The 26,326-nt window shown below is 70.3% G+C and carries 29 protein-coding genes; 12 read left to right on the top strand and 17 right to left on the bottom strand.

What is annotated here, in order from left to right:
* Positions 1–10 precede the first annotated feature (10 nt).
* The gene (locus CPY97_RS03835; RefSeq protein ID WP_096423319.1) at positions 11–430 is read right to left on the bottom strand and encodes an arsenate reductase ArsC; all 420 of its coding nucleotides are present in this window, start codon (positions 428–430) and stop codon (positions 11–13) included.
* Between the two features lie 162 nt (positions 431–592).
* On the opposite strand from CPY97_RS03835, the gene CPY97_RS03830 reads away from it, so the two are divergent.
* Together CPY97_RS03830 and CPY97_RS03825 are read left to right on the top strand one after the other, a co-directional pair.
* The gene (locus tag CPY97_RS03830; protein WP_096420869.1) at positions 593–943 is read left to right on the top strand and encodes an ArsR/SmtB family transcription factor; all 351 of its coding nucleotides are present in this window, start codon (positions 593–595) and stop codon (positions 941–943) included.
* Between the two features lie 116 nt (positions 944–1,059).
* A complete protein-coding gene (locus CPY97_RS03825) occupies positions 1,060–1,500 on the top strand; it encodes a hypothetical protein (RefSeq protein ID WP_096420868.1) in 441 nt (146 codons plus the stop codon).
* Between the two features lie 332 nt (positions 1,501–1,832).
* Here the strand turns inward: CPY97_RS03825 and CPY97_RS03820 are convergent, their stop codons facing one another.
* Positions 1,833–3,773 (bottom strand): ABC-F family ATP-binding cassette domain-containing protein, encoded by a 1,941-nt coding sequence (locus CPY97_RS03820; protein WP_096420867.1) that lies wholly within the window; start codon positions 3,771–3,773, stop codon positions 1,833–1,835.
* Positions 3,774–3,806: 33 nt separating this feature from the next.
* On the opposite strand from CPY97_RS03820, the gene CPY97_RS03815 reads away from it, so the two are divergent.
* Positions 3,807–4,478: a signal peptidase II gene (locus CPY97_RS03815; protein ID WP_096423318.1), complete on the top strand. Its 672-nt coding sequence runs from the start codon at positions 3,807–3,809 to the stop codon at positions 4,476–4,478.
* Here the strand turns inward: CPY97_RS03815 and CPY97_RS03810 are convergent.
* Together CPY97_RS03810 and CPY97_RS03805 are read right to left on the bottom strand one after the other, a co-directional pair.
* Positions 4,408–5,343 (bottom strand): 4-(cytidine 5'-diphospho)-2-C-methyl-D-erythritol kinase, encoded by a 936-nt coding sequence (locus tag CPY97_RS03810; RefSeq protein WP_096420866.1) that lies wholly within the window; start codon positions 5,341–5,343, stop codon positions 4,408–4,410. The two genes, CPY97_RS03815 and CPY97_RS03810, sit on opposite strands and share 71 nt — an antisense overlap.
* 9 nt (positions 5,344–5,352) lie before the next feature.
* The gene (locus CPY97_RS03805) at positions 5,353–5,721 is read right to left on the bottom strand and encodes a hypothetical protein (RefSeq protein WP_096420865.1); all 369 of its coding nucleotides are present in this window, start codon (positions 5,719–5,721) and stop codon (positions 5,353–5,355) included.
* Between the two features lie 46 nt (positions 5,722–5,767).
* Here CPY97_RS03805 and CPY97_RS03800 point away from each other — a divergent pair, with 46 nt between their 5' ends.
* Entirely contained in the window at positions 5,768–6,934 is a 1,167-nt protein-coding gene (locus tag CPY97_RS03800; RefSeq protein ID WP_096420864.1) for a methyltransferase domain-containing protein, read from the top strand.
* Positions 6,935–6,972: 38 nt separating this feature from the next.
* Here the strand turns inward: CPY97_RS03800 and CPY97_RS03795 are convergent, their stop codons facing one another.
* The 4 genes from CPY97_RS03795 to metG form a co-directional block, all read right to left on the bottom strand.
* Entirely contained in the window at positions 6,973–8,043 is a 1,071-nt protein-coding gene (locus CPY97_RS03795) for a hypothetical protein (RefSeq protein WP_096420863.1), read from the bottom strand.
* Positions 8,040–8,900, bottom strand: a complete 861-nt coding sequence (gene rsmA, locus CPY97_RS03790; protein WP_096420862.1) for a 16S rRNA (adenine(1518)-N(6)/adenine(1519)-N(6))-dimethyltransferase RsmA — start codon at positions 8,898–8,900, stop codon at positions 8,040–8,042. Before rsmA ends, CPY97_RS03795 begins: the two co-directional genes overlap by 4 nt.
* Position 8,901: 1 nt before the next feature.
* Positions 8,902–9,936: a TatD family hydrolase gene (locus CPY97_RS03785; protein ID WP_096420861.1), complete on the bottom strand. Its 1,035-nt coding sequence runs from the start codon at positions 9,934–9,936 to the stop codon at positions 8,902–8,904.
* 101 nt (positions 9,937–10,037) lie between these two features.
* Positions 10,038–11,627: a methionine--tRNA ligase gene (gene metG, locus CPY97_RS03780; protein WP_096420860.1), complete on the bottom strand. Its 1,590-nt coding sequence runs from the start codon at positions 11,625–11,627 to the stop codon at positions 10,038–10,040.
* On the opposite strand from metG, the gene CPY97_RS03775 reads away from it, so the two are divergent.
* Together CPY97_RS03775 and CPY97_RS03770 are read left to right on the top strand one after the other, a co-directional pair.
* Positions 11,556–12,188, top strand: coding sequence for a prolyl oligopeptidase family serine peptidase (locus CPY97_RS03775; protein WP_096423317.1), 633 nt, complete (start codon positions 11,556–11,558; stop codon positions 12,186–12,188). The genes metG and CPY97_RS03775 overlap by 72 nt on opposite strands.
* 34 nt (positions 12,189–12,222) lie before the next feature.
* Positions 12,223–12,699 (top strand): hypothetical protein, encoded by a 477-nt coding sequence (locus CPY97_RS03770; RefSeq protein WP_150129178.1) that lies wholly within the window; start codon positions 12,223–12,225, stop codon positions 12,697–12,699.
* A 9-nt stretch (positions 12,700–12,708) separates the two neighbouring features.
* Here CPY97_RS03770 and rsmI read toward each other — a convergent pair whose 3' ends face one another.
* Positions 12,709–13,524 (bottom strand): 16S rRNA (cytidine(1402)-2'-O)-methyltransferase, encoded by an 816-nt coding sequence (gene rsmI / locus CPY97_RS03765; protein WP_096420858.1) that lies wholly within the window; start codon positions 13,522–13,524, stop codon positions 12,709–12,711.
* 84 nt (positions 13,525–13,608) lie between these two features.
* On the opposite strand from rsmI, the gene CPY97_RS03760 reads away from it, so the two are divergent.
* Positions 13,609–15,117 (top strand): dolichyl-phosphate-mannose--protein mannosyltransferase, encoded by a 1,509-nt coding sequence (locus tag CPY97_RS03760; RefSeq protein WP_096420857.1) that lies wholly within the window; start codon positions 13,609–13,611, stop codon positions 15,115–15,117.
* Here the strand turns inward: CPY97_RS03760 and CPY97_RS03755 are convergent.
* Positions 15,083–16,309: a DUF418 domain-containing protein gene (locus CPY97_RS03755; RefSeq protein WP_150129177.1), complete on the bottom strand. Its 1,227-nt coding sequence runs from the start codon at positions 16,307–16,309 to the stop codon at positions 15,083–15,085. The two genes, CPY97_RS03760 and CPY97_RS03755, sit on opposite strands and share 35 nt — an antisense overlap.
* Between CPY97_RS03755 and CPY97_RS13395 the strand changes: the two genes are divergently transcribed.
* The 4 genes from CPY97_RS13395 (at position 16,308) to CPY97_RS03740 (ending at position 19,204) form a co-directional block, all read left to right on the top strand.
* Positions 16,308–16,466: a hypothetical protein gene (locus tag CPY97_RS13395; RefSeq protein ID WP_161494060.1), complete on the top strand. Its 159-nt coding sequence runs from the start codon at positions 16,308–16,310 to the stop codon at positions 16,464–16,466. The genes CPY97_RS03755 and CPY97_RS13395 overlap by 2 nt on opposite strands.
* Before the next feature lie 188 nt (positions 16,467–16,654).
* Positions 16,655–17,944, top strand: coding sequence for an O-acetylhomoserine aminocarboxypropyltransferase/cysteine synthase family protein (locus CPY97_RS03750; protein ID WP_096420855.1), 1,290 nt, complete (start codon positions 16,655–16,657; stop codon positions 17,942–17,944).
* 10 nt (positions 17,945–17,954) lie between these two features.
* Complete coding sequence (locus tag CPY97_RS03745) at positions 17,955–18,551, top strand: CoA-binding protein (RefSeq protein WP_096420854.1); 597 nt, start codon at positions 17,955–17,957, stop codon at positions 18,549–18,551.
* Positions 18,552–18,589: 38 nt separating this feature from the next.
* Complete coding sequence (locus tag CPY97_RS03740) at positions 18,590–19,204, top strand: MBL fold metallo-hydrolase (RefSeq protein ID WP_096420853.1); 615 nt, start codon at positions 18,590–18,592, stop codon at positions 19,202–19,204.
* A 33-nt stretch (positions 19,205–19,237) separates the two neighbouring features.
* Here the strand turns inward: CPY97_RS03740 and CPY97_RS03735 are convergent, their stop codons facing one another.
* The 6 genes from CPY97_RS03735 to CPY97_RS13390 are packed head-to-tail and all read right to left on the bottom strand — an operon-like array spanning position 19,238 to position 24,830.
* Complete coding sequence (locus CPY97_RS03735) at positions 19,238–20,080, bottom strand: aldo/keto reductase (protein WP_173826861.1); 843 nt, start codon at positions 20,078–20,080, stop codon at positions 19,238–19,240.
* Between the two features lie 25 nt (positions 20,081–20,105).
* Positions 20,106–21,245 (bottom strand): bifunctional 2-methylcitrate synthase/citrate synthase, encoded by a 1,140-nt coding sequence (locus CPY97_RS03730; protein ID WP_096420852.1) that lies wholly within the window; start codon positions 21,243–21,245, stop codon positions 20,106–20,108.
* 39 nt (positions 21,246–21,284) lie between these two features.
* A complete protein-coding gene (gene prpB / locus CPY97_RS03725; protein ID WP_096420851.1) occupies positions 21,285–22,181 on the bottom strand; it encodes a methylisocitrate lyase in 897 nt (298 codons plus the stop codon).
* Complete coding sequence (locus CPY97_RS03720) at positions 22,181–23,692, bottom strand: MmgE/PrpD family protein (RefSeq protein WP_096420850.1); 1,512 nt, start codon at positions 23,690–23,692, stop codon at positions 22,181–22,183. Before CPY97_RS03720 ends, prpB begins: the two co-directional genes overlap by 1 nt.
* Positions 23,689–24,393, bottom strand: coding sequence for a GntR family transcriptional regulator (locus CPY97_RS03715; protein WP_096420849.1), 705 nt, complete (start codon positions 24,391–24,393; stop codon positions 23,689–23,691). The genes CPY97_RS03720 and CPY97_RS03715 overlap by 4 nt, the downstream gene beginning before the upstream one ends.
* 38 nt (positions 24,394–24,431) lie before the next feature.
* Positions 24,432–24,830, bottom strand: coding sequence for an ArsR/SmtB family transcription factor (locus tag CPY97_RS13390; RefSeq protein ID WP_161494059.1), 399 nt, complete (start codon positions 24,828–24,830; stop codon positions 24,432–24,434).
* A 105-nt stretch (positions 24,831–24,935) separates the two neighbouring features.
* On the opposite strand from CPY97_RS13390, the gene CPY97_RS03705 reads away from it, so the two are divergent.
* Positions 24,936–25,754: an aminoglycoside phosphotransferase family protein gene (locus tag CPY97_RS03705; protein WP_096420847.1), complete on the top strand. Its 819-nt coding sequence runs from the start codon at positions 24,936–24,938 to the stop codon at positions 25,752–25,754.
* Here the strand turns inward: CPY97_RS03705 and CPY97_RS03700 are convergent.
* The gene (locus tag CPY97_RS03700; protein WP_096420846.1) at positions 25,751–26,296 is read right to left on the bottom strand and encodes a TetR/AcrR family transcriptional regulator; all 546 of its coding nucleotides are present in this window, start codon (positions 26,294–26,296) and stop codon (positions 25,751–25,753) included. The two genes, CPY97_RS03705 and CPY97_RS03700, sit on opposite strands and share 4 nt — an antisense overlap.
* Positions 26,297–26,326 lie beyond the last annotated feature (30 nt).

Raw genomic sequence — 26,326 nt, 5'->3', positions numbered from 1 at the left:
GCGGGGCGCGCTACGCCGTCGACAGCAGCTCGCCGACGAGCGTCTGGATGCGGCGCTTGATGTCGTCGCGGATCGGGCGCACCGCGTCGATGCCCTGGCCGGCCGGGTCGTCGAGCTCCCAATCTTCGTAGCGCTTGCCCGGGAAGATCGGGCAGGTGTCACCGCAGCCCATCGTGATGACGACGTCGGAGGCCTTGACCGCCTCGGTCGTCAGCACCTTCGGGGTGTTGTTGGCGATGTCGATGCCCTCTTCGGCCATCGCCTCGACGGCGACCGGGTTGATCTGGTCCTTCGGCTCGGAGCCGGCCGACAGCACCTCGACGCGGTCACCCGCCAGGTGCTTCAGGTAGCCGGCAGCCATCTGCGAGCGGCCCGCATTGTGCACGCACACGAAAAGGACGGTGGGCTTCTCGGCGGCGGTGTCGGTCATGGGGTGGTGCTCCTGGATGCTCATTGCCGGGTTAACATCGACGCGGATCGATACGTCGAGTACAGTCGAAACATCGACCGCTGTCAATCTCAGCCGGTCAGGGTGAACGCCGAGTGAACAGCGCCGCACCGACCCCACAAGCACCATTGAAGGAGACCCGCCATGCCGAGCGCGACGATGCTTCCCATCACCGACGTCTCGGCGTGCTGCACGAACGTCACCCGCGAAACCATCAGCGCCGAGAACGCCGAACTGCTCGCCCGCTCCCTGAAGGCGCTCGCCGACCCGGCGCGCCTGCGCCTCATCTCGATCGTCGCCGCCAGCGAAGGCGCCGAAGCCTGCGTGTGCGACCTGACCGAGCCTCTCGGCCTCTCGCAGCCGACCGTCTCGCACCACCTCAAGGTGCTCGTCGACGCCGGCTACCTCGAGCGCGAGAAGCGCGGCACGTGGGCGTACTACCGCCTCACTCCGGGCTCGCTCGACGCCGTGTCGTCGCTCATCGCGACCGTGTGAGCCTGGCCCCCACTGGCCCACACCACGTGCCCTCGCTGCTCGGCGCCATCCGTGGACGCGGGACGCGAAGTTCAGGGCGCGGAGCGCAAGCCAGCCGCGCTGGATAGCCTCAGGGGATGGTGTTCTGGCGGCGAGCATCCCACCCTGACGGCGAGCTGCCGGAGAACGATCGCGGCGCCGCGAAGTTCGATGACTATGACTACGACCTGGTCCCGCGCAAGCCTGATGTGACGATGCGGCTGGCAGCGAGCGACCCACACCAGGAACTGCTCTCGACGCTCTGGTCGGAGGTCGGCGACGACCTCGACTCGCTCGTCACCGCGACGCCCGCGCGCACCCTCGACCTCGAGCGGGTCGACTCGCCGATCGAGGTGCGACTGTTCTCGGGACGCAGCGTGACTGGAGCCGTCGGACGCGTGCCGCGCGGATTCGAAGGCGTCTACGACGAGGCCGTGCGCCGGTTGGATGGTCGCGGTGACAAACCGCGCATCCCTGTGGGTCTTGTGCGCACCAAGGCGGGGTTCCGCGTGAACGTCCTCATCGGGATGACGCGGTAGGCGAGGGGCGCTGACGCGGTCGCGGCGGACCCTCGGGCGGTCGCCGCGGACCCTCGGGCGGTCGCGGCGCGCTCTGGCGGGCGGCCGCGCAGTCGCGCAGTCGCGCAGTCGCACCACCACGTCGCCGCGCCCACCGGGAGCGCACCGCCGAAACACGGATTCTCGGTGAAACAAGGATTAGCCGAGCCGTGTCTCGGCGAAAACCCTTGTCTCGGCACGGGGTTCGTGAACGCGTGCGGGTTCGCGCAACCCGTGCGGGTCTGCGACGGCACGAATTGCGCGAAACCGCACGAGTTCAGCCCCGGGGCGGGGCGGGCGGGTCGGCGCGCCGCTCAGGCGAGCAGCTCGCCCAGCTCGAGCCAGCGCGTCTCCAGCTCGTCGCGCTCAGCCTCGACCACGCGCAGCGCGTCGTGCAGCCTGCCGAGACCCTCGTAGTCGGCGACGTCGTGCTCGGCCAGTTCGACATGCAGTTCGTCGATGCGAGCCTGCAGTTTGGCGAGCTTGCGGTCGATCGCCGCGAGCTCCTTCTCGGCGGCGCGGCGCTCGGCCCCGCTCAGCGCCGGCGTGGATGCTGCGCTCTCCCCGCCCGAGGACGCTCCCGCCCCAGAGGCGCTCGCCCCCGCAGACGCGGACCCCGCACCCGCGCCAGGACCGACACTTACGCCAGCGCCGCCGGCGCCACTACCGCCACCGGAAGCCCCCGACACCGACGCGACGGTCGCGCGCCCCGCATCCTGCCCACCGCTCGGCGCCGCGAGTCGCGCGGCCAACCGCAGGTACTCGTCGACTCCCCCGGGCAGGTGCCGCAGCCGCCCCGCGCCGTCGGGCCCCGGCAGGATCGCGTACTGCTGGTCGGTGACCCGCTCGAGCAGGTAGCGGTCGTGCGACACGACGATGAGGGTGCCGGGCCACGTGTCGAGCAGGTCTTCGATGGCGGTGAGCATGTCGGTGTCGAGGTCGTTGGTGGGCTCATCCATGATGAGCACGTTCGGCTCGTCGAGCAGGATCAGTAGCAGCTGCAGGCGCCGCTTCTGCCCGCCCGAAAGGTCGCGCACCGGCGTCGACAGCTGCGCCGAGGTGAAGCCGAGCCGCTCGAGCAGCTGGCCGGGGGTGAGTTCCTTGCCGCCTGCGACGTAGGTCGTGCGCTTCGACGCGATGACGGCCGACACGCGCTCGTCCGCCACGGCGCTGAGGTCAGCCAGCTGCTGGTCGAGGGTCGCCACGGCCACGGTCTTGCCGCGCTTGACGCGCCCGGTCGTCGGCGCGAGTGAACCGTCGATGAGCTTCAGCAGCGTCGACTTGCCGGCCCCATTCACGCCGAGGATGCCGGTGCGCTCGCCGGGCGCAATGCGCCACTCCACATCACGGATGATCGTGGCATCGCCGTACGCGACCGACACGTCGAGCAGGTCGATCACGTCTTTGCCGAGGCGCGTCGTCGCCAGCTGCGTCAACTCGACCGGGTTGCGCAGTTCGGGCACGTCAGCGATGAGCGCGTTGGCCGCCTCGATGCGGAACTTCGGCTTCGCCGTGCGGGCGGGAGCTCCGCGGCGCAGCCACGCCAGTTCCTTCTTCATCAGGTTCTGGCGCTTCGCCTCGATGGTCGCGGCCTGCCGGTCGCGCTCCATGCGCTGCAGCACGTAGGCGGCGTAGCCGCCCTCGAAGGGTTCGACGATGCGGTCGTGCACCTCCCACGTGTTCTCGCTCACCTCGTCGAGGAACCACCGGTCGTGGGTGACGACCACGAGGGCTCCCTGGCCGCGCGGCCAGCGGCGCTTCAGGTGCTCGGCGAGCCATGCGACTCCGCCGATGTCGAGGTGGTTGGTGGGCTCGTCGAGGATGACGATGTCCCAGTCACGGCTCAGCAGTGCGGCGAGCGCCACGCGCCGCCGCTGCCCGCCCGACAGATCGTCGACGAGCGTGTCGCCGGGGATGTCGGGGACGAGACCGGCGAGAACGTCGCGCACACGCGCATCCCCCGCCCATTCGTGCTCGGCGCGGTCGCCGACGATCGTGGTGAGCACCGTCTGGCCGGTGGCGAGCGCGTCGGCCTGGTCGAGCATGCCGAGGGTCACGCCGCGGCGGCGGGTGACGCGGCCGGCGTCGGGCTCTTGTTTGCCGGCGAGGATGCGCAGCAGGGTCGACTTGCCGCCGCCGTTGCGGCCGACGACGCCGATGCGGTCGCCGTCGCTGATGCCGACGGTGACGCCGTCGAGGACGACGCGGGTGGGGTATTCGACGCGGAGCTGCTCGGCTCCCAGGAGGTGGGCCATTACGTCGAGCCTAGACGCGGCAGAATGGGAGGCATGTCTGACGCCGAGCACGCGGCCGCCGCCCACGAGGGCGCAGCGCCCGACACCACCGAAAATCCCGCGCCGGAGGCGACGCCCGAGCCGCCCGCCGACTCGCCCGTCGAGCCGACCGGCCCGCTGCAACCGCACGAGACGGCGCGCATTCGCCGGGTGCTGCCCTGGACTCTCGTCTGGGCGGCGGGCATCATCCTGCTCGACCAGGCGACGAAGTTCTGGGCCGAGACGACCCTCACGCTGCGCGAGGGGGTTCCGGTCATCGGCGAGTGGATCCAGTGGCGGCTCGTCTACAACCCGGGCGCCGCGTTCGGTATCGGCCGCGAGTACACGTGGATTCTCACCATCGTCGCCGCCCTCGCCGTCATCGGCCTCGCGGTGTTCGTCGCCCGCATCTCGAGTGCCCGCTGGGCGGTCGCCGTCGGCGCCATGTTCGGCGGGGCGATCAGCCACCTGGCCGACCGGCTCTTCCGCGAACCGGGCTTCGCCCGCGGCGAGATCGTCGACTTCATCGACTACTTCGGGTTCTTCGTCGGCAACATCGCCGACATCGCGCTCGTCGGGGGCGCCGGCGGAATGATCCTGCTCAGCCTGATGGGCGTCAGCCCGCGACGACCCGAGCGCCGTGCACCGGACCCGTCGCCCGCAGCACCCGGTGACCCCCAGCGCTGAGGCTCACCTGCAGTTCAAGGGCCGCATCGGCGTCGGCGACAAGAAAGGCCACCGTCGGGCCTGAGCCCGACACGAGGGCGGCGAGCGCCCCCTCGACCTCGCCCGCCTCGAGCGTCGCCGCGAGTTCGGGCTGCAGGTGCAGCGCGGGAGCCTGCAGGTCGTTGTAGAGGTACTCGGCCAGCTGGTGCGCGTCGCCTGCCCGTAACGCCTGCAGCACCTCGATGTCGACGGTCGGCTGTTCGGGGGCGGGGGCGATGTCGGTGACGTGCCGTTCGCGGTGCCGGTCGAGCTCTGCGTACACATCGGGAGTCGACAGCCCGCCGTCGGCGAGCACGAGCACCCAGTGGAACGTGCCCTGCGCGAGTGCGGGCGACAGTCGGTCGCCGCGGCCCGTTCCCACCGCGGTGCCGCCCATCAGGGCGAAGGGCACGTCGGCGCCCAGTCCGGCGGCCAACTCGCCGAGCTCGTCGCGGCCGAGCCCCGTACCCCAGAGGTGGTCGCAGGCGACGAGCGTGGCGGCCGCGTCGGCCGAGCCGCCGCCCATGCCTCCGGCGATCGGCACGTGCTTCGCGATCTCGAGATGCACTCCCCCGCGGTAGTCGGTGGTACGGGCCAGCAGCCGCGCGGCGCGAATGGCGAGGTTCGACCCGTCGGTCGGCAGGGCGCTCGTGTCGATGGGGCCGGTGAAGCGCACCGAGAAGTCGTCAGCCTCGGTCGCCCACACCTCTTCGTAGAGCGACACGGCCTGGTACGCGGTGGCGACATCGTGGTAGCCGTCGTCGTGCAGAGCACCTACGCGCATGAAGACGTTGATCTTGCCGGGCGCCTTCGCGTGCACGACGCGGGGGCCTGCGGCAACGCTCATGCCTCCACCCTAGGGCAGGGTGTCGAGCAACTTTGCGAGCCGTCCCTTGACGGTAGACAGGGCGTGGTCGTCGGCCATTCCCGACCAGGTGAGGCTGACGGTCGCGGGCTTGCCGGCGGCGGGCCGCACGCTGAGCAGCAGCCGCTCGCGCGCGCCCCCGGCGGCCTGCTCGTACCCGACCGTGATCGACTGCGCCCACCAGCCGTCGACGCCGTGGGCGGCGACGAGGTGCCCGGCGATCTGTTTGTGGGGCCAGTCGCGCGCGCCGGCCGCATCGAGCATCCCGTACCAGTCGGCGGACCGTCGCCCGGTCGCCTCGAGTGTCGTGTCGTCGCTCGCCCCACCCGCGGCGGCCCTCACCGGTGCGTCATCGCCCATACGAGCATCGAAACACAGTCCGCCCCGCGCGGGTAGCCTCGAGGCCGTGCAGTGCGACTACTTCGACGCGGGGGTCTGTCGCTCGTGCACGCTCATGGGTGTGCCGTACGACGCGCAGCTCGCCGAGAAGCAGGCCAGGGTCGAGGCTCTGCTCGCCGCGCACCTGGCGGGGCCCGCGGACTCGGTGTGGGGCGCGCCGGTCGCGAGCGTCGAGAGCGGCTTCCGCGCGAAGGCGAAGATGGTGGTCGGCGGCACGGTCGACTCCCCCACGCTCGGAATCCTCGGCGACCGCCGACAGGGAGTCGACCTGCGGCGCTGCGGCGTGATCGCCGACCCGATTCTGGATGCACTGCCCGCCATCGCCCGCTTCATCACGACCGCGCAGCTCACCCCGTACGACGTGCCGGCCCGCCGCGGCGAGCTGAAGAACGTGATCATCACCCTCGGCGCCGGGGATTCGCTCATGCTGCGGTTCGTCACGCGCACCGCTGAGGGCCTCGCCCGGGTCCGCCGCCACCTGCCCGAGCTGGCGGCCGCTGTGCCCGCCGCCCAGGTCATCACCGTGAACCTGCTACCCGAACACAAGGCGGTGCTCGAGGGCGACGAGGAGCACGTGCTCACCGAGGCTCGGGCGCTGCCCCTGCTGGTGGGCGACGTCGAACTGCGGGCGCTGCCGCAGTCGTTCGTGCAGACGAACACGGCCGTCTCGGGCGCGCTGTACCGGCAGGCCGCGGAATGGGTCGACGAGCTCGCGCCCGCGAACGTCGCCGACCTGTACTGCGGGGTGGGCGGGTTCGCGCTGCACGCCGCGGGCGCTCCGGGCGTTGCGCGGGAGATCGTGGGGGTGGAGGTGTCGCGCGACGCGGTGGCGAGTGCGGAGCTCGCGCGCGACGCGCGGTACGGGCGCGACGACGACCGGGCGCGCATCCGATTCGTGGCCGATGACGCGCTCGAGTGGGCGCGGCGGCAGAAGGAGCTGCCCGAGCTGGTCGTCGTCAACCCACCGCGGCGCGGGCTCGGCGAGCCGCTGGCGACCCTGCTCGCCGACCGCGGGCCCGACACCATCGTGTATTCGAGCTGCAACCCGGACACGCTCGCGCGCGACATCGCCGCGATGCCCGACTACCGGGTCGAGCGGGCGCGGGTGGTCGACATGTTTCCGCAGACGACGCACGTTGAGGTGCTGACGCTGCTGCGCCGGGTCAGCGGCTGACGCTGCTGCGCCGCCGGTGTCGCTGACAGCAGTGCGCCTCAGTCGCGCGAGTACGCGCCGCGGCTCTGCGAGGTGAGGCTCGGCACGAGCAGCCGGTAGATGCCGAGCCCGATGACTTCGATCGCCATACCGAGCACGACGACGAGCGGCACGAGTTCGAAGCCCTCCTCGAAGGCGGCCGCGATCGGCAGCACGAGCAGGCCGTTGCGGGCCGCGCCCGCGAACGTGACCGAGCGCACCCCGCCGATCGACAGGCTGAAGGCGGTGCCGATCAGAATGCCGAGCGGTGTCATCACGATCAGGTAGACCCCGAACAGCGGCGCGACGGCGACGAGCAGGTCGATGCGCTCGACCGCGCGGGGCGTGAACACGGCGGCGACGGTGCCGGCGGCGACGGCCGTCGCGGGCACCGTCCAGCGGTTGACGGCGCGCAGCGCCGTCTGCACCGGGGTTGCGCGCTCGCCGATGAGTTGCAGGGCCGTGATCGCGAGCGCGGGGCCGATGATGCACGCGAGGATCACGGGCGGCAGTCCCGACACGTCGAGGGCGAGAAACCCGTCAGACAGAGTGAACAGGATCAGCAGGCCGGGCACCGTGACGGCCTGCACCAGGAGCATGATGGGGGCGGCGGCGAACAACGCCTCGGCGTCGCCGCCCGCCCGACGCACCACGCCGACGATGAGGCCGACTCCGGGCGCGAGCAGCATGAGCAGCAAGCCGAGCTGCAGGTCGGGGTCGCGGAACACGATGCGACTGAGCACGAGGGTGAGCAGCGGGCCGACGACAATCGAGAGCAGCAGGAGCGCCGACAGGAAGCGCTTGTCGAGCACGGTGCGGCCGACCGCCGCGAGCGGCACCCCGGCGAGCGTCACCGTGATCGCCAGCGCGATCAGCCCGAACGGCAGCGCGTCGGGGGCGGCGCCGACGTCAGGCGCGAGTGCACCGACCGCGAAGCCCGCAGCGATCGCCGCGACGATCGGGGGTGCGGGATGCGCCTCCAGCCACCCCAGCGCGCCTCGCGCGGGCGCGCCCACACCGCCGCCCGGCCCGCTGCCGGGCGCGCCGCCAGACCGCCCGGAACCCGGGCCCTGCGGCGCGAGCGCGCTCACACCGACTCGACCCGCGCGAGGGAGAGAAACGCCTCGAGGTCGAGCTGCTCGCCGCGCGCCGTCGGGTCCACCCCGGCGGCGTCGAGCGCCGCGGTCGCCACTGCGGACGACCCGAACACCTCGGCGAGCGCCTGCCTGAGCATCTTGCGCCGCTGCCCAAACGCGGCATCGACCAGCTGGAAGGTGCGCTGGCGTAGGAGGTCGTCGCCGGGGACGTGACGTCCGTGCATCCCGACGATGACGCTGTCGACGTTCGGAACCGGCCAAAACACCTGGCGGCTGATCGTGCCCGCGACGCGCCAGTCGCCGTACCAGGCGGCCTTCACGCTGGGGCTGCCGTAGATCTTCGACCCGGGTGCGGCGGCGATGCGGTGCCCGACCTCGGCCTGCACCATGACCAGCACGCGCTCAAGCGACGGCAGGGCGGCGAGCAGGTGCAGCAGCACCGGAACGCTCACGTTGTACGGCAGGTTCGCGACCAGCGCGGTCGGGATGATCGGGGCACCGTCGGGTGCGGACAGGGCGGCCGCGTCGACCGTCATCGCGTCGGCCGTCACCACCGTGAGTTCGGCGTGCGGTTGCAGCTCGGCCACCGTGGTTGGCAACTGGGTGGCGAGGCGTGGGTCGATCTCGACTGCGACCACCGGGTGGCCCGCGTCGAGGAGGCCGAGGGTCAGCGAGCCAAGGCCCGGGCCAACCTCGAGCACCGTCTCACCCGGCGTGAGTTTCGCGGCCTGCACGATGCGGCGCACCGTGTTGCCGTCGTGCACGAAGTTCTGGCCCAGCTTCTTCGTCGGCGCGACACCCAGCAGTTCGGCGAGGTCGCGCACCTCGGCCGGGCCGAGCAGTGCTCCCACGTCAGTCGTCGTCCGCGGCGTCGCCCGGATGCGGGGCCGACGGGGTGAAATCGTGCGGGTCGCCCGGAATGTCGTGCTGAGTGGCGTCCGCCGCATCATCGGCGGGTCGGTCGGCCCACGGGTCACCCGGGGCCACGACGGGGCTGTCGTCCCAGTGCCCGTAGACGTTCTCGGTGTTCGAGCTCAGCTGTGCCGCCAGCATCGAGACATCGGTGCCGATCGCGTCGGCCATGGCGCGCACCGTCCACGGCAGCAGGTAGGGCCCGTTCGGTCGCCCGCGGTGCGGGTGCGGGGTGAGGAACGGCGCATCCGACTCGACGAGCAGCAGGGCACGGGGCAGCACCTCGAGGGCGTCGCGCAGGTTGCGGGCGTTCTTGAACGTCACCGTGCCGGCGAACGAAGCGAACCAGCCGCGCTCGGCGCAGATCGACGCCAACTCGACGTCGCCCGAGAAGCAGTGGAACACCACGCGGTCGGGGGCGCCAACCCGCAAGAGGGTTGCGACGACGTCGTCGTGCGCGTCGCGGTCGTGGATCTGCAGGGCCAGGTTGTGCCGCTTCGCCAACTCGATGTGGGCCTCGAACGCGCGCAACTGCGCCTCACGTCCCCCCTCGTCGGTGCGGAAGTAGTCGAGCCCCGTCTCGCCGATCGCGACCACACGAGGCTGCTGGGCGAGGCCGTCGATGACGGCCAGCGCGTCGTCGAGGGTGCCCTCAGCATCCAGTTTCGGGGCCTCGTTGGGGTGGATCGCGACCGCGGCCAAGACGCGCGGCTCGCGTTCGGCGACCGCCGCCGACCACTGGCTCGTGATCACGTCGGTGCCGACCTGAACGACGCCGCGCACGCCGACCGCGCTCGCCCGGTCGAGATGCTCGCGATAGTGCAGCGGGTTCTCGCCATCGGCGATCTCGAGGTGCGTGTGATTGTCGTACACGGGCACGACGAGCGCCTCCGGAGCAGGCGGATAGGCGAGATCGCGGGTCGTATCCTCCATGGCCGCTCGCTTGCGGATGTGCGGGTCGATCGCCTCGGTCATGCAGTTCTCGCCTCCTGGGCCGGGCACCCCGACCGCGCAGGCGAGTCTACTGACCGGCACGCGGGGGTCGCTGGGGGGGGTTGCGCTTCGCGGGGGTACAGCTACCCGAGTTGGTCGGCCTCGATGCGGGGGAACAGCGGCGGCAGCGGCGACATCTCGGCACCGGCGGGCAGCTGGCCCCACGCGGCGACACCGTCGACACGCTGCTCGGCGAGCGGACCGATGGCGGCCTCGGCGCCGAGCGCCGTCCACAGCTGGGCGGTCGACTTCGGCATGACGGGGGCGAGCAGCACGCTCAGCGCGCGCAGCCCCTCCGCCGCGGTGGCGAGGATCGTGTGCAGGCGCTCGACCTTCGACTCGTCCTTCGCGACCTTCCACGGCTCCTGCTCGGTCAGGTAACCGTTCAGCTCGTCGACGATCGTCCAGATCGCAGTGATCGCCTCGTGGATCGCGAAGCGGTCCATGGCGGCGGTGGCGCGCTCGACCGCGAGCTCAACAACCGAATGGATGCGCGCATCCGCCTCGGTGAGGTCGCCCGCGGCGGGCACGCGCCCGTCGCAGTAGCGGCCGATCATCGCGATGACGCGGGAGGCGAGGTTGCCGAAGCCGTTGGCGAGTTCGGCCTGGTAGCGGGCGGCGAGGTCCTCCCACGAAAACGAGCCGTCTTGGCCGAACGAGATGGCGCGCAGGAAGTAGTAGCGGAACGCGTCGGAGCCGAACACGTCGGTGATCTGCGCCGGAGCAATGCCGGTGAGCTTCGACTTCGACATCTTCTCGCCGCCGACGAGCAGCCAGCCGTGCCCGAACACGCGGCGCGGGGTCGGCAGGCCTGCGGCCATGAGCATGGCCGGCCAGATGACGGCGTGGAAGCGGGCGATGTCTTTACCGACGATGTGGTTCGAGGGCCAGAACTTCTGGAACAGTTCGCCGGGCTGATCGGCGCGCCAGCCGAGGGCAGAGATGTAGTTGATGAGCGCGTCGAACCAGACGTAGAAGACGTGCTTCTCATCCCACGGAACGCGCACGCCCCAGTCGAAGCTCTGACGCGAGATCGACAGGTCGTCGAGGCCGCGGCGCACGAACGAGACGATCTCGTTGCGCAGGCTGTCGGGCTGGATGAAGTCGGGCTGCGTCTCATACAGCTCGAGCAGGCGGTCGCCGAACGCGCTCATACGGAAGAAGTAGTTGGCCTCCTTCAGCACCTCGACGGGGCGACCGTGAATCGGGCAGACGTACTGACCCTCGAATTCGCCCGTGCCCTGCGCGAGGTCGTCGGGCTGCTTGTACTCTTCGCAGCCGACGCAGTAGTAGCCCTCGTACTCGCCGAAGTAGATGAAGTCGTCGTCGTACAGCTTCTGCAGGAACGCCTGCACGACGCTCTCGTGCCGCTCCTCCGTGGTGCGGATGAAGTCGTCGTTGGCGATGTCGATCGTCTCGAGCAGCGGAATCCACGCGTCGGCGACGAGCTTGTCGGCCCACTCCTTCGGGGTGACGTCGTTCGCGACCGCCGTGCGCAGGATCTTCTGGCCGTGCTCGTCCGTGCCGGTCAGCGACCAGGTCTCGACGCCGCACTGCCGGTTCCAGCGGGCGAGAACGTCGGCCGCGACCTCGGTGTACGCGTGGCCGATGTGCGGCGCGTCGTTGACGTAGAAGATCGGGGTGGTGACCGAGAAGGTGGGGGCTGTGGCCATGATTGCCCCATTCTAGGCGGGCGGCGGCTGCGCGCCCGGCCCGCGCGGGGCACGCACGCGCGGCATACTGCCCGAGTGACCGACACGAGCGCCCGCACCCACATCGCGCAGGTGCGGTCATCGGGGGCCCAGCGGGTTGGCGTGCTCGGCTTCTCCGCGGGCGGCCACCTTGCGGGCCACGCGGCCGCGACGGGCCTTACCGAGCTCGCGGTGCTCTGCTACCCCGTGGTGTCGATGCTCACCCCGACCCACGCGGGGTCGCGCGAGAACCTGCTCGGGCCGCGCCCGGGGCGGCGCGCCCGCCGCGCGACGTCGATCGAGCACCTCGTCACGCCCGCGATGCCACCGACGTTCGTGTGGCACACCGCCGACGATGCGCTCGTGCCGGTCGAGCACGCCTACCTGTTGGGTGCGGCGCTGGCCCGGCACGGGGTGCCGCACGCGCTGCACGTCTACCCGTCCGGCGTGCACGGCCTGGGGCTCGCATCCGGCTCGGGTGACGCCGAGCGCTGGACGGCCGAGTGCGCGGCCTGGCTCCGCGGGCTCGGCTGGGGCGCGTAGCGGAGCGCGCAGCCCCGTTCGGTAGGTTCGAACCATGCGGATGCGCGCCCTCCTCTCGATCGTCGCCAGCGTCGCGCTCGTCGCGAGCTGCTCCCCCGGCTCGGTGCTCGCCGACGGACTCGAGGGGTGCCGCGCCGTCACCGAGGGGCAGGTCGGCAGCGCGTCGTTCGGGCTCGTCAACAACAGCAACGACCCGGTCGTCATCGAGTCCATGACGGCGCAGGAACTCTCGGGCGGCACCGTCGTCGACAGCTGGTTCGAGCCGTTCGACGGCGAGGGCGACCCCGAACCGGTCATCTTCGGTGGCAGCCGCGCCGACCGCGCGGCCGAGGGCGCGACTGTTTCCGACCTCGGCGGCACCGTGCTCGAGCCCGGTGACGCCGGCTACATCGCCATCGCGGTGCGGCGCGACGGCCGGGGAGACGCCCTGCTCGAGGTGGTCGACATCATGACCGACACACAGGTGCTGAGCGCGCCGGTGCGTCTGCGCCTCACCGACAGCTGCGAGTAGCGCAGCGGCCTACCCCCGCCGGGCGGCGAGCGCCGCTTCGTAGAGCTCGCGCGTGCCGAGGCCCGTTGCGGCTCCGACATCGGCGGCCGCAGCCTTCAGGCGCTCCCCCGCCGAGGCTCGGGCCAACACCTCGACGACCGCGCTCGGCAGGTCGGCGGCGAGCGCGGGCGATCCCTCGATGACGACGACGAGCTCGCCCCGGGCGCCGTCGGCAAAACGCTCGGCCAACTCGCCGAGAGTGCCGCGCGCGACCTCCTCGAACTTCTTCGTCAGCTCGCGGCAGACGGCGGCGCGGCGCTCCGACCCGAAACCCAGAGCGAGGTCGGCGAGCGAGGCGCCGATGCGGTGCGGTGCCTCGAACACCACGATGGTGCGCTGCTCGGTCGCCAACCCCCGCGCCCACGCGACCCGGCCCTTGCGGGGAACGAACCCGTCGAAGGCGAAGCGGTCGGTGGGCAGCCCACTCAGCACGAGGGCGGTGAGCACCGCGCTCGGTCCGGGGATCGCGGTCACGTCGACACCCGCGGCGATGGCCGCCTCGACGAGGACGTATCCGGGGTCACTGATGCCGGGCATCCCGGCGTCGGTCAGCACCACGAGGTCGGCGTCACGCGCCGCCTCAACGAGGTCGGCGGATGCCGCGCGCTCGTTATGCTCGTGCAGCGCGACGAGCTTCGGGCGGTTCTCGACCCCGAGGGCGCGCAGGAGGTGCGCGGCGGTGCGTGTGTCTTCGGCGGCGACAATCGGCGCCGCCTCGAGCACCTCGAGGAGGCGGCGGCTGGCGTCGCCGAGGTTGCCGATGGGGGTGGCGGCGAGCACGATCACGGCTCCACTCTGGCACGCGAGGCTGCCGCCGGGGCGCGGCCGCGGCGAAGCGCATCGCGGGAAACCCGCGGTTAGCATGAGCGCGTGACCGTGCAGACGCCGACCGTTTCAGGCACCCGGTCGGCGACGAGACTGCCGCGGGCCGTGCGCATCGGCGTCCCCGCCGCGATCATCGGCGTGGCCGCGGCTGCCCGGCTCATCGGACTCGACACCCCCGAGACCCTCGTCTTCGACGAGACGTACTACGTGAAAGACGCCGCGTCGCTGCTCGCGTACGGCTACGAGGGTCGCTGGCCCGACGACCCGAACCCGCGCTTCGAGTCGGGCGAGCTCACCCGCCCGGCCGTGGAGGGCGCGTTCGTCGCCCACCCCCCGCTCGGCAAGTGGCTGATCGCCCTCGGCCTCGCCGCGTTCGGCACGGGCAACCCGGTCGGCTGGCGCCTGTCGGCCGCCATCGCCGGCATCGCGCTCGTCGGGCTGGTGATGCTGCTCGCCCACCTGCTCACGAAGAACTTCACCCTCAGCATGGTCGCGGGCGGACTCATCGCCATCGATGGCTCCGCGATCGTCATGAGCCGCGTCGCGCTGCTCGACGGCTTCCTCGCGCTCACCGTCGTCGGCGCCGTCATCTTCTGGACGCTCGACCGCGGGCAGTACGGGAGGCGGCTTGCACCCCGCATCGCAGCGTATGCGCATCCAGGCGACGAGCATCCCCCGTCGCGTCGCGTCCGCGACGATTGGGGGCCGGTGCTGTGGCGCCGCCCGTGGCTCATCGCGTTCGGGGCGACGTTCGGATTGGCGGCCTCCATCAAGTGGAGCGCCCTGTATCTGTTCGCGGCGTTCGCACTCATGAGCGTCGTGCTCGACGCGGTCGACCGGCGACGCGCGGGTGTGCCGTTCTGGTTCTCGGGCGGGGTACTGCTGCAGGGGCCCGCGTCGTTCCTGCTCACCGTGCCGGCCGCTCTGCTCGCCTACGTCGCAACCTGGACCGGCTGGTTCGCCACCTCGGGCGGCTGGGGCCGCGACTACGGTACGAACGCTCTCGCCGCGCTGTGGCGCTACCAGCAGGAGGTGTACGGCTACCACGTCGGCGAGTCGACGCCGCACGCCTACGAGGCGCCCGCCGCCCTCTGGCCGTTGCTCGTGCGCCCCACCTACATGCACTACGACGAGGTCACGGAGGGCGTCGCGGTCGGCATCACGGGGCTTCCGAACCCGCTGATCTGGTGGCTCGCGTGGGCGGCGCTTCTGATCATCGCGGCAGGATGCGCGTGGTCGCGGCTGCGCATCTTCTCCGGCGGCGCGCTCCCCGCCACCGTCGTGCTCACCGGGGTCGCGGCCGGCTGGCTGCCGTGGCTGCTCTACCCCGAGCGCACCACGTTCTTCTTCTACACGATCGTGCTCGTGCCCTTCCTCGTGATCGGGCTGGCCATGGTGGCCGACGGCATCCTGCGCCGAGGCGGGCGGGTTGCGTTGCTCGTCATCGGCGCGCTCGTCGTCGTCGTGAGCGTGTTCTTCCTGCCGGTGTGGATGGGCCTGCCGCTACCGCTCGACCAGCTCAGCTGGCGGTATTGGCTTCCGAGCTGGGTGTAGCGCGGCGCCGGGGACGGTAGACGAGCTTCCGCAGCGCCCATTCGGCGGGGCCGGGCTTGTCGACAGCCGCAAGCACGTTCGCCGCGATCAGCGTGCCGAGCCAGGTGATGACAGCGATCTGGCTGGCCTCGGCGATACCGAGCTGGTCGCCGAGCCCGAGCGTGTACGGCGCGAAGACGATGACGAACACGAGCGACTGGGTGAGGTAACCGCTCAGCGAGCGCTGGCCGAGGGCCGCGAAGATGCGGCTGATCGGGCCGGGTGTTTCGCGGCGCCCGGCGAGGATCGCGATGAGGGCCACGTAGCCGACCGCTCCCAGGGCTCCGGTACCCGCGTGCAGCATGGTCACGAGCGGTTCGACGAAGATGCCGTACTCAACGATGCCGAGCAGCGCGAGAGCGAGCGGCACGGCGCCCAGCAGCGAGACACTGATGCCGATCCCGGCGGCAAGCCCGAGGCGACGCAGGTGCGGGGTCGGGTCTTCGAGCACGCGGCGACGCGCGAGCCACATGCCGAGGATCATCGGCGCGAGCAGGCCGATACCGCCGACCGGCATGCCGACCATCTGCACGAACCACTCGCCGGCGCGCAAGAGCACGGCGATGCCAAACGTGTCGGCCGCGGCCGAGCCGAACGGGGCCCCCGTCGTCATGCCACCGTCGACCATGCCGAACAGCCCGCTCAAGCCCTCGAGCGCGCCAATCAGCACGAGCATCCCGAAACAGATCCAGCCGACGATCGCGAGCACCTTGCCCGAGGCCCGGATGAGCAGCACGAGGGCGAGGCCGAGCAGACCGTAGGGGCCGAGAATGTCGCCGAAGAACAGCAGCACGCCGTGTGCGGCGCCGAAGGCGATCAGCCACAGGTTGCGGCGAATCAGCAGACGACGCGTGTCCTCCCAGCTCGCCCCACGGGTGTACTCGCGGGTCATCAGCTGCGTCATGCCGTAGCCGAACAGCAGAGCGAAGAGCGGGTAGCTGCGATTGTCGAACAGCATCGCGACGAAGACGTTCGTCCACTGGTCGGTCGCGTCATCCGACACCGGCTTCAGCGCGATGCCGAGCTCGGTGCCGAACAGGAAGAACGGCACGTTCGCCAACGCGATGCCGATGAGCACGAGCCCTCGGGCGACGTCGGGGGCGGCGGCCCGCTTCAGGCGGGGAGTGGGGGCGGCGAGTGTCGACTCGGTCATGGCCTCAACGCTAGGGGTGCGCGGCGAGGCGTGCCTCCGCCTGTGGAGTGATTCGCGCATCCCCCGCCTCACCCGCACGGCCGAGCCGCGGGACTGGCCGCAGCACCCCGTGCCGTCGGCCGCAGCTCGCGACCTGCGTGACGTTTCTCAGGAGTAGAGGCACGGCCTGCCGGAAAACCCGCGGGAAGCATCGGTCGCGAGCAGCTGAACTCCTGAGAAACGTCACGCAGGGGTCGCCCTGTCGCGGGCGTCAGGGGTGTGAGCCGCGGCACGGAGGCCGCGGGCGCTTACGAAATGTGACGGGGATGCGCGGGGCACGTCGCGTCGCTCGGATACGGTGGCGAGATGGCCGACCGCGATTACGGTTTCCGCACGCGTGCCCTGCACGCGGGCAACGTTCCCGACTCGGCGACGGGCGCCCGCGCCCTGCCGATCTACCAGTCGAGCGCGTTCGTGTTCGACGACGCGCAGGATGCCGCCGCCCGCTTCGCCCTGCAGAAGTACGGCAACATCTACTCGCGCCTTGCGAACCCGACCGTTGCGAGCTTCGAGGAGCGCATCGCGAGCCTCGAAGGCGGACTCGGCGCCGTCGCCACGGCGAGCGGACTGAGCGCGCAGTTCATCACCTTCGCCTCGCTCGTCGGCGCCGGCGACCACGTCGTCGCGTCGTCGAACCTGTACGGCGGGTCAATCACGCAGCTCGATGTGACACTTCGCCGCTTCGGCGTCGAGACGACCTTCGTCGCGAGCGACCAGGCCGACGACTACGCGGCCGCGATCATCCCGGGTCGCACGAAGGTGCTCTTCGCCGAGACGATCGCGAACCCGTCGGGTGACATCGCCGACCTCGAGGCGCTGGCCGACGTCGCGCGGGCGCACGAGATTCCGTTCATCGTCGACTCGACGATCGCGACCCCGTACCTGTGCCGCCCGATCGAGTGGGGCGCCGACGTGGTCACCCACTCGGCCACGAAGTTCTTGGGCGGCCACGGCACGACCCTCGGCGGCGTCGTCGTCGAGTCGGGTCGCTTCGACTGGTCGAACCACAACTTCCCGCTGTTCGAAGAGACTGTGTCGCACTACGGCGGCCTCACCTGGTACGGCAACTTCGGCGAGTACGCCTTCCTCACGCGGCTGCGCGCCGAGCAGTTGCGCGACATCGGGCCGTCGCTCGCCCCGCACTCCGCCTTCCTGCTCGCGCAGGGCGTCGAAACGCTGCCGTATCGGATGCAGGCGCACGTCGACAACGCCCGCACGGTCGCCGAATGGCTCGAACAGGATGCTCGGGTCGAGACGGTCCGCTGGGCCGGCCTCCCGTCGCATCGCCACTTCGACCGCGCCGCGAAGTACACGCCGGCGGGCCCCAGCTCGGTGTTCTCGTTCGACGTGAAGGGTGGACGTGAGGTTGGCGAGAAGTTGATCGAGAACGTGCAACTGGCGAGCCACCTGGCGAACATCGGCGACGCGAAAACGCTGATCATTCACCCGGCCTCGACGACGCACGCGCAGCTCACCGAGCAGCAGCTGGCCGACTCGGGAATCGGGCCGGGCCTCGTGCGGTTGTCGGTCGGTATCGAAGACGTCGACGACATCATCTACGACCTCGACCAGGCGTTGAGCGCCGCGACGGCGTAAGGGGCGATCCATGAGTGAGACGAGCATCCCGACCGCGACGGCGGAGGCGACCGAGACGGTCACCCTCGCCAACGGCCTGACGTGCGACCTGCCCGCCGACTCACCGCTGGCGAAGCTGTGGAAGTCGCAGCGCACCTGGGTCGGCCCGTCGGCCAAGGAGCGTCTGGCGATTCTGCGGAAGGCGACGAGCGTCGCGATCGTCGGAGCCTCGCCCAACCCGGCCCGCTCGTCGTACTTCGTTGGCACATACCTGAAGCAGTCGAGCCCCTACCGGGTGTACTTCGTGAACCCGAACGCGACAGAGATCCTGGGGCAGCCGGCCTACCCCGACCTGCAGTCGTTGCCCGAGGTGCCCGACATCGTCGACGTGTTCCGCCGCGCCAGCGATATCCCCTCCGTCATGGACGACGCGATCGCCGTCGGCGCGCCCACCGTCTGGGTGCAACTCGGCATCTGGAACGAGGAGGCGGCCCGCTACGGCGAGTCGAAGGGCCTCACCGTCGTCATGGACCGCTGCATCAAGGTCGAGCACGCGCGGTTCCACGGCGGGCTGCACCTCATGGGGTTCGACACCGGCGTCATCTCGTCCAAGCGCCAGGCGCGGTAGGGCGCGACTCAGCGGCCGGACGTACGCTCGCGTCATGAGTGAAGACTCCCCCGCGCGCGTTCTCGCTCACCCTGCCGTTGGTCGTCACGACGCCCGCCGGAGCCGACGACCTCACGGTGCGCGGCGGCGCGGCCCAAGTGGTGGGGCTCGCCGACCACGCGGCGCTCGCCCTGGACGATGCGGCGGCAGTGGGCGCCGAGGTCGCCGACCGCGCACCCGCCGGGGCGGCGCTTGTCGCCGTCCCCGCGCAACACGGGCCGGCCGCGTTCGCCGAGCGGCTGGGACCGGTGTGCGGTTTCCTGCTGACCGCACCCGGGCATCCGACCGTGTATATTTCTGGCGACAACTCGGAAGTGGCGGTCGTCGAGGCGATCGTCGACCGATACGGGCAGGTGGATGCTGCGGTGCTGTTCGCGGGAGCGGCCCGCATCCCCGCAATCGACGCCCCGCTGACGCTGACCGCGGCGGACGCCCGCGCCGCCGCCCTGGTGCTCGGCGCGCGCCGAGTGGTGGGCCTGCACGTCGACCAGTGGACGCACTTCAGCGAGGGGCGCGACGCCCTCGAGAGCGAGTTCGCCGGGCTTGAGTCGCCCGCGGGCGGACCGCTGCTCGCCGCAACGCCGACGGGCAGCCGCACCGAGGTTTCCCTCTAGCGCGACTGTCCGTCCTTGCTGCCCTGTTCCGACCTAGAAGTCGGTGGTCTCGGGGTGCGCGCCGACGCGGAGGTCTTTGTCGGCGGCGGCGATGACGGCCATCTCGTCGGCCGAGAGCTCGAAGTCGAACACGTCGGCGTTCTCGATCATGCGCTCGCGCTTCGTGGTCTTCGGGAAGACGATGATGCCCTCCTGAATGTGCCAGCGAATGGCGACCTGCTGCACGCTCTTGCCGTGGCGCTCGGCGATCTCCGCGAGGCCGGGCAGCTCGGCGAGCTCGTACTTGCCCTGGCCGAGCGGGCCCCACGCCTCGGTGAGCGTGCCGCGCGGCTCTTGGAACGACCGTAGCTCGCGCTGCTGGAACGCGGGGTGCAGCTCGATCTGGTTCACAACGGGCACAACGCCGGTCGCCTTGTCAATGTCTTCGAGGTGGGACTGCATGAAGTTCGACACACCGATCGACTTGACGAGGCCGGCCTCCTTCAGTTCGATCAGCGCGTTCCACGACTCGACGTGCTTGCCGTACTTCGGCGCCGGCCAGTGGATGAGGTACAGGTCGACGTAGTCGAGGCCGAGGCGCTCAAGGCTCGCCTCCAGCGCGGGGCGGGCGGTGTCGGCGCCCTGGTCGCTGTTCCACAGCTTCGTGGTGATGTAGAGCTCGTCGCGCGACAGGCCGGAGGAGGCGATGGCGCGGCCGACGCCCTCCTCGTTCTTGTAGATGCGCGCGGTGTCGATGTGCCGGTAGCCGACCTCGAAGGCGTCCGAGACGATGCGCTCGGCCTCGTCGGGTTCGACGAGGAAGACGCCGAGACCCAACTGCGGGATGCGGTTGCCGTCCTTGAGGGTCAGGTGCGGTGTAGGAATCGCGTCAGTCATTCCCCCATCTTCACCCATACGGCTTTCAGCCGGCTGGGACGTCGCGCTGATCGGGCCCCGTGTAGACGCTCAGCGGGCGGATCAGCGCGTTGGCGCTCAACTGCTCCATGACGTGGGCCGTCCAGCCCGGCACGCGAGCCGCGACGAATAGCGGCGTGAACACCTCAGTGTCGAAACCCATCAGGTGGTAGGCCGGGCCCGACGGGTAGTCGAGGTTCGGCTTGATGCCCTTGCGCGCATCCATCGCCTGCTCGAGCGCGTCGTACAGCTCGATCATGTCGGCCCGGTCGTAGTGCGCGACCAGCGTCTCGAGCGACGCCTTCATGGTCGGCACGCGCGAGTCGCCGTTCTTGTAGACCCGGTGGCCGAAGCCCATGATCTTGCGCTTCTCGGCGAGCGCCTGGTCAAGCCACGCCTCGGCCCGGTCGGCCGAGCCGATCTCGGCGAACACGTGCATGACGGCCTCGTTCGCACCGCCGTGCAGCGGGCCCTTGAGCGCGCCGATCGCTCCGGTCACGGCCGAGTAGACGTCGCTCAGCGTCGAGGTGATGACCCGCGCTGTGAACGTCGACGCGTTGAACGAGTGCTCGGCGTACAGCGTCATCGACGTGTCGAACGCGTCGACGACGACCTTCTCGGGCACCTCGCCGAAGACCATGTGCAAGAAGTTCGCCGAGTACCCGAGGTCGTCGCGCGGCTCGACCGGGTGCTCGTGGCGGCGGCGACGCTGCGCGTACGCGACGATCGCCGGAAGTTTCGCGAACATCCGCATCGATCGCTGCAGCGTGAAGCCGGGCTCGATCCAGGTGCGGTCGCTCGAGAGCGTCTCGTCGAGCGCGCCGAGCACGCTGATCGCGGTGCGCACGACATCCATGGGATGCGCGGTCAGCGGGAGCGCGTCGATCGCGTCCTTCACGACCCGGTCGAGGTGGCGGTTTGCCCGCTCGTGGTCCTCGAACTCGGCCAGCTGCTGGTCGGTGGGCAGTTCACCGTGCCACAGCAGGTAGGCGGCCTCCTCGAACGTGCACTGCGCCGCCAACTGCTGCACGGGGTACCCGCGATACAGCAGCGAATTGGTTTCGGGGTTGACCTTGCTGATCGCGGTCTCGTCGACGACGACGCCGGCGAGGCCCTTCTTGATCTCGGGTGCGTTCGTGTCGCTCATGCCGTGCTCCTTTGCTCGGGGTCGCTCTCGGTGTGGCGGTCAGCGGCCGCTATAGGTGAAGATGCCCGCGTCGAAGGCGTTGTACGCCTCGTAGTCGAGCAGCTCGTAGAGCCTGCCTCGAGTCTGCATGCCCGCGACCTCCGCGTCGAGGGTGCCGTCGGCGTGAAGCGTGTCGAGCGCGCGCTCGATCGCGCCGAACGCGACGCGCAAGAGCGACACGGGGTGGATGACCATGTTGACGCCGACGTCGGCCAACTGCGCGTGCGTGAACAGCGCGCTCTTGCCGAACTCGGTCATGTTGGCGAGGATCGGCACGTCGACGGCCGCCCGCACGGCAGCGAACTCGTCGAGGGTCGCCATCGCTTCGGGGAAGATCGCGTCGGCCCCCGCGTCGACCAGGGCCTTTGCGCGGTCGATCGCCGCATCGAGCCCATCGACACCGCGGATGTCGGTGCGGGCCATGATGACGAGCTCGGGGTCGCGGCGGGCGTCGACGGCCGCGCGAATCCTCTTGATCGCGGTGTCCGCATCCACGACCGCCTTGCCGTCGAGATGCCCGCAACGCTTCGGGTTGACCTGATCTTCGAGGTGCAGGCCCGCAACGCCGGCATCTTCGAGCTCGTGCACCGTGCGGGCGACGTTCATCGGCTCACCGAAGCCGGTGTCGGCGTCGACGAGGGTCGGCAGGTCGCTCATGCGGCTGATCTGGTGCGCGCGCTGGGCGACCTCGGTGAGCGTGGTCAGCCCGATGTCGGGCAAGCCCAGCTCGGCCGCCATGACGGCGCCCGAAATGTAGGCGCCGTCGAAGCCCTTCTCCTGAATCAGGCGGATGCTCAGCGGCGTGAACGCGCCGGGAAAGACCTGCAGGCGGTCGCTTCGCAGCCCCTCGCGGAATGCCGTGCGACGGTCTGTCGGGGTCGTCGTCGTGGACAGCATCAGAAGAGTCCCTTCGGGGCGGCGGGAACAGGCTCGATCGGCGTGACCGTCAGGCCGGTGAGCTCATCGGGGGTGAGCTCGGGCAAGCGTGCGGCGAGCGTCAGGAAGCGGTCGACCTCCTCGTCGGCGAGCACGCCGTCGGCGAGGGTGCGCAGCTTGTTCTCGTACTCGGCGCGGCCGAACGGGCGGGCACCGAGCGGGTGGGCGTCGGCGACGGCGATCTCGTCGACGACTGTCGAGCCGTCGGTCAGCTCGATCTCGATGCGGCCACCGAAGGCCTTCTCGGCGAGGTCGAGGGAGTGGTAGCGGCGGGTCCACTCAGCGTCTTCGACCGTGGTGATCGTGTGCCACAGCTCGACGGTGTCGGGGCGGCCGGCGCGCTCGGGGGCGTACGAGTCGACGTGGTGCCAGCGACCGTCTTGCAGCGCGACGGCGACGATGTACGGAATCGAGTGGTCGAGCGTCTCGCGGCTCGCGGTCGGGTCGTACTTCTGCGGGTCGTTCGCGCCCGAGCCGATGACGTAGTGCGTGTGGTGGCTGGTGTGCAGCACGATTTTCGCGATGTTGGCCGGGTCGCGCAGTTCGGGGCGCTCGGTGCCGAGGCGGCGGGCGAGATCGATCCACGCCTGGGCCTGGTACTCGGCCGAGTGCTCCTTCGTGTAGCTGTCGAGAATGCCGGTGAGCGGTTCGCCGCTGTCGGGCAGGGGCACCTCGTAGCGGGCGCTCGGGCCGGAGAGCAGCCAGGCGATGAAGCCGTCTTCGCCTTCGTAGATGGGGCTGGGGCTGGTTTGGCCGCGCAGGGCCCGGTCGACCGCTTCGACGGCCATCTTGCCGGCGAAGGCGGGGGCGTGCGCCTTCCAGGTCGAGATTTCGCCCTTGCGCGACTGGCGCGTGGCTGTCGTGGTGTGCAGAGCCTGGCCGATGGCCTGGAAGATCGTCTCGGCCGGCAGCCGCAGCAGCGTGCCGATGCCGGCAGCGGCGCTGGGCCCGAGGTGCGCGACGTGGTCGATCTTGTGCTCGTGCAGGCAGATGGCTTTGACCAGGTCGATCTGGATCTCGTAGCCGGTCAGGAGGCCTTTGAGCAGCTGCTCGCCGGTGGCGCCGACGTGCTGGGCGACGGCGAGGATCGGAGGGATGTTGTCGCCCGGGTGCGAGTAGTCGGCGGCGAGGAAGGTGTCGTGGTAGTCGAGTTCGCGCACGGCGACGCCGTTCGCCCAGGCGGCCCACTCGGGGCTGACGCGTTGGCTGGGCGCGAGCCCGAACACGGTCGCGCCGGGCGTGTACGGGTGGTTTTCGGCCTGCCCGCGTGCGCTGACGACGGGCGCGCGGCCGAGGCTTGCGGTGGCGACGGCGGCGTTGTCGATGACGCGGTTGATTACCATGTCGACGGCCGCGTCGTCGAGCGGGCGGTCCTGTTCGGCGGCGAGGGCAGCAAGCTTGCCGGCCAGCTGCTTGGGGGCGGCGAGGGGTTCGCTGCTCTTGTACGTGCGCACGGTGTGCGTGGTGGTCATGGGGTCTCCCGTGTTCGTCGGTCGGCGTTCTCGCTCTGGGCGAGGTGGGCGTGGATGCTCGTGAGCGCGTTGTGCAGGTGCAGGTGCGTCGCGTGGGCGGCCCGCTCCGCATCGCCGTCGGCGATCGCGGAGGCGATGGCACCGTGTTCTGAGGCGGATGCGACGAGTCGAGCGTCGTCGTCGTGCGCGAGGCGGCGCACGCGCGCGAGGTGGGTGCGCACCCGCTCGAGGGCGGCGGCGAGGTGGGGGCTGCGGCCGAGCGCGTGATCGATGGAGTCGTCGAATTCGGCGACGAGGGCGTAGTAGCCGTGACGTCCGGCGTCGTCGTCGGCGAGGGACGCCGCGGTGACGATGTCGAAGCGCTCGGCGAGGGTGCGGAACCGCTCGCGCTGGTCGGGGCTGGCGCGGCACGCGGCGAGGCGGGCAGCTTGCTCATCGAGGGCGCGGCGCAGGTCGAAGAGCGCGGTGACGTCGTCGGCGTCAATGCTGCTCACGACGAGGGTGCGCGGGCCGCGCTCAGTAGCGAGTCCGTCGTCGATGAGCCGGGCAAACGCTTCGCGCACGGGCGTGCGGCTCATGCCGAGGCGCGTGGCCTGGTCGACCTCGGCGAGGGAGCTGCCGGGAGCGAGCTCACCCTCGATGATGGCGGCGCGAAGAGTCGCGTAGGCGCGATCCGCCGCCGTACCGGTCTCCTGGGCCACTCTCCTAATGTATACATAAATGCCGTGCTAGTCGACGTCTAGACCAGATTGAGAGTCTTCCGTATACACCAGCAGTGATCCGGGTCGCTCTCGCGCCAGTGCGGGTCACGCTCGTAGCCGATGTCTCGCTCACTACCGTCGAGCTCGATGTCGTCGTACTCGGTCGCGTCCCGCAACGTCATGAGGTGTTCGACGAGCCCGGCCAGCGCACCGATTACCCGCGGGCTGAGCCGATAGATGCGGAAGTTCTCGTCCGGACGAACGGTAATCAGGCCGGCCCTGGTGAGCTTCGTCAGGTGCTTCGACACCGCCTCCCGGCCAATACGCTGCCGGTGGGTGAGATCGGCGGTGATCTGCCCGGCGGTGTGCTCGCCGCTCGCCAAGATCTCCACGATGCGCCACCGCACCGGATGAACCACGAGAAGAAGAATGTCCATTCCGCAAATGTGCCTCTGTCGGCACGTGCCGTGCGCGGCACCTACGCAGGACGGGTACTTACTTCCCCCGACGTAGGGGTCGGGAGGAGCGCATAACCTGGCGCCATGGGCGAGCGACTCGAGGGCGGGAACATGAATGCGGTCGAGCGCGAGAATGACACCGTGCTGAGGGTCGCGGGGCCCTGGACGTCGAGCGTGCACGCATTGCTCGCTCATCTGCATGCGGCCGACATACACGGCATCCCCCGACCTCTCGGCATCGAGGCGAGAAGTGGCGGAGAGCGGGAACGGCTCAGCTTCATCGAGGGCATTGTGCCTCAGTACCCCCTTCCGGCATGGGTCTGGGATGAGGATGTGCTCACCAGTGGAGCGCGACTCCTGCGTCGCATCCACGATGCGAGCGCGTCCTTCCCCAGCGACAGTCGCACGTGGCAGCAGCCAAGCCGCGAACCCGCTGAGGTCATCTGCCACAACGACTTTGCGCCCCACAATCTGGTGTTCGACACCGACCACGCCCTCGTCGGCGTTATCGACTGGGATATGTGCTCGCCCGGACCACGCATCCGCGACCTCGCCTATTTCGCGACCCGCACCGTGCCACTGACGGCCGAGCCGCCCGCTGATGCGCCACAGGGAAACGATGTCCGCCCGCGCATCCAGACAATCATCGACTCGTACGGATGCGACGCGGAAGTCAACGACGTGCTCGCGTACGCAGCGGACGGTCTACGCGAGCTTGCCCTCTATTCGCATGAGGCAGCCGAACGGCTCGCCAGGCCGGAGCTGCGCGAGCATGCAGCGATGTACCAGCGCGACGCCGCCGCGATCGAGCGCGGCGAGGTCGGAGGCTTCGAGAGGAAAAGCCCGCCCGACCCTCAGGGGCAAGGGTCGACCCGCGCCACGGCGGCGCGAGCGGGGCACTAGATGTCCTCCTGCGCGAGCCCCAGGAGCGTCTCGCGAACGCGATCCAGCAGCTCGGGGTCCGGTGGCGGGGCCCCCACAAGGTTGGCGTAGTAGATGCCATCGCCGACGAGCCGAATGATCTCAGCGTGAACCGGGTCCTTCACCTCCGCGGCCAGCCGAGCTCGCCACCGTTCCGCAAGTTCGTGCACGACGTCGGTTAGCGCTGATGTCGCGCCCGCGCGCAAGAGTGCCGCGAGCGACCTCGCTACTTGGAGATCCCGACTTCCCTGGGGGGTGGGCGCTGGAGTCGCGACGGACAGCCACGCGGCCGTCACCCCTTCCACCGATGCCACCGCCTCGAACTCTTCGTCGGCCCGTGTCGCCCACCGCCGAAGTAAGGCTTCGAGCATCGCGTCCTTCGTGGGGAAGTGATAGAGCACCCCGCCCTTGGTGACGTCAGCGCGAGCCGCCACGGCCTCCAAACTCGGCGTTTCGGGCCCAGCGCTTAGAAGCTCATCCTCGAGTGCGTCAAGAATGTGATCGGCCTTACTCGGTCGTGCCATGTCAGCCAGCCTAAGAGCTCCCCATCGCTC

This window comes from Microcella alkaliphila, from assembly GCF_002355395.1.
Classification (GTDB): domain Bacteria; phylum Actinomycetota; class Actinomycetes; order Actinomycetales; family Microbacteriaceae; genus Microcella; species Microcella alkaliphila_A.
This window is presented reverse-complemented; position numbering and strand designations above follow the sequence as displayed.